We start from the raw sequence: 2,029 nt of genomic DNA, 5'->3' as shown, positions 1-2,029 counted from the left end.
CTCCCGCAGCACCTCACGCCTACCCCGCCGCGGGGGCGGCCGGCGCGGGCGGTGCTGCCGCTCGGCGCCCGCCGGCCGCACCCCCGTACCGGTGCTCCGCTGGTCAGACCTTCTTGGCGCACTCCGCGCAGGTGCCGAAGATCTCCAGGGTGTGCGCGATGTCGCTGAACCCGTGCTCCGCAGCGACCGCGTTGGCCCAGCGCTCCACCGCCGGGCCCTCCACCTCGACGGTGGCGCCGCAGTGCCGGCACACCAGGTGGTGGTGGTGTCCGCTGCTGCACCGGCGGTAGACGGCCTCGCCGTCGGCGGTGCGCAGCACGTCCACCTCGCCGGCGTCGGCGAGCGACTGGAGGGTGCGGTAGACCGTGGTCAGACCGACGGAGTCCCCGCGGTGCTTGAGCATGTCGTGGAGCTCCTGCGCGCTGCGGAAGTCCTCGATCTCGTCCAGGGCCGCCGAGACGGCGGCACGTTGCCGGGTCGAGCGGGCGCGCGGCGACGGGCCTGCGGTGGTCACCGTGGGTCCTCCTGGGGTGGTGGGCGTCTCGCACCTCATTGTGCCAGCCCCGCACCCCGCTCCGGAGTGATCGCGTCGGAGGAACCGCGGCCCGGGAGTTGCCCCGGGATCTGTCCCGGGATCTGATCCGGGGATTGCCCCGGGGATTGTCCCGGGACGGGTTCCGGCAGGGCGACGTCGCAGACCTTCGGTCCGGGGTCCGCGACTCCCCTGCGGTGGCGCCGCCGGGCGAGCGGCGCGGCGAGCAGGCTGAACACCGCGAACACCGCGATGGCGAGCAGCACGATGGCCGGGCCGGAGGGCACGTTGAGGTGGTAGGAGCCGGTGACGCCGGCCAGCGAGACCACCACGCCGAGCGCGATCGAGGCCGCCTGGGTGGCGGCGAACGACCGGGTGAGCTGCTGGGCGGCGACCACCGGGACCACCATCAGGGCGCTGACCAGCAGCAGCCCGACCACCCGCATCGCGACGGTGACGGTGACGGCGGCCATCACCGCGAGCAGCAGGTTGAGCGTGCGCACCGGCAGGCCGGTGACCCGGGCGAAGTCCTCGTCCTGGCAGATCGCGAAGAGCTGCCGGCGCAGGCCGACGGTGACCGCGACGACCACCGCGCCGAGCACCGCGATGGTGATCAGGTCGGCCGGGGCGACGGTGAGGATGGAGCCCCACAGGTAGCTCTCCAGCGAGCCGGCGCCGGCCTGGGCGGAGAGCGAGACGAGCAGCTTGCCGCAGGCCATGCCGCCGTAGAAGAGCATCGCCAGGGCGATGTCGCCGCGCTGGTTGCCGCGCGAGCGGACCAGTTCCATCGTGACGGCGCCGAGCACGCAGACCAGCACGGCCATCCAGACCGGGCTGGTCTGGAAGATGAAGCCGAGGCCGACGCCGGTCATCGCGACGTGCCCCATGCCGTCGCCCATCAGGGCCTGCCGGCGCTGCACCAGGTAGATGCCGACGGCCGGGGCGGTGATCCCGACCAGGACGGCGGCGAGCAGGGCGCGCTGCATGAAGTCGTAGGAGAGCATCTCGGTCATGCCAGCAGCCTCGGCGGGGTGTGGTCGGCGTGCGGGTGGACGTGGTCGTGGCCGGGCAGCGCGTGCAGTCCGGTGTTGGGCACGGGCGGGCCGTCGTGTGCGACGCAGCCGTCCCGCAGCACCACGGCGCGGTCGATCAGCGGCTCCAGCGGCCCGAGTTCGTGCAGCACGAGGAGGACGGCGGCGCCGCGGGAGACCTCGGCGCGCAGGGTGTCGGCGAGCACCTGCTGGCTGGCGGCGTCCACGCCGGCCATCGGCTCGTCCATGATCAGCAGGTCGGGGGTGCCGACCAGGGCGCGGGCGATCAGCACCCGCTGCTGCTGGCCGCCGGACAGGTCGGCGACGCCGTCCCCGGCCCGTTCCAGCATGCCGACGGCGGCGAGCGCGCGGTCGAGGGCCGCCCGGGCCCCCCCGGCGGCCGGCCCCCGCCCCGGGGGCGGGCGGCCCCCCGGGGGGGGCCCAGACCCCCCCCGGGGCCGCCCCC

The 2,029-nt window shown here is 75.1% G+C and carries 3 protein-coding genes; all 3 read right to left on the bottom strand.

Going from position 1 to position 2,029, the window contains the following annotated elements; genetic code table 11:
* Nucleotides 1-103: 103 nt before the first annotated feature.
* Nucleotides 104-514: a Fur family transcriptional regulator gene (locus ACFV61_RS06010; RefSeq protein ID WP_063347508.1), complete on the bottom strand. Its 411-nt coding sequence runs from the start codon at nt 512-514 to the stop codon at nt 104-106.
* A gap of 35 nt (nt 515-549) precedes the next feature.
* Nucleotides 550-1,545, bottom strand: a complete 996-nt coding sequence (locus tag ACFV61_RS06005; RefSeq protein ID WP_208869069.1) for a metal ABC transporter permease — start codon at nt 1,543-1,545, stop codon at nt 550-552.
* The coding region (locus ACFV61_RS06000; protein ID WP_380490347.1) for an ATP-binding cassette domain-containing protein at nt 1,542-2,029 on the bottom strand (488 nt) is incomplete at its 5' end. The genes ACFV61_RS06005 and ACFV61_RS06000, both read right to left, overlap by 4 nt.

The sequence above is a fragment of the Kitasatospora sp. NPDC059817 genome (assembly GCF_042731835.1).
GTDB lineage: Bacteria > Actinomycetota > Actinomycetes > Streptomycetales > Streptomycetaceae > Kitasatospora.
The sequence above is the reverse complement of the archived record's forward strand: the minus strand, read 5'-3'. Positions and strand labels throughout refer to the sequence as shown.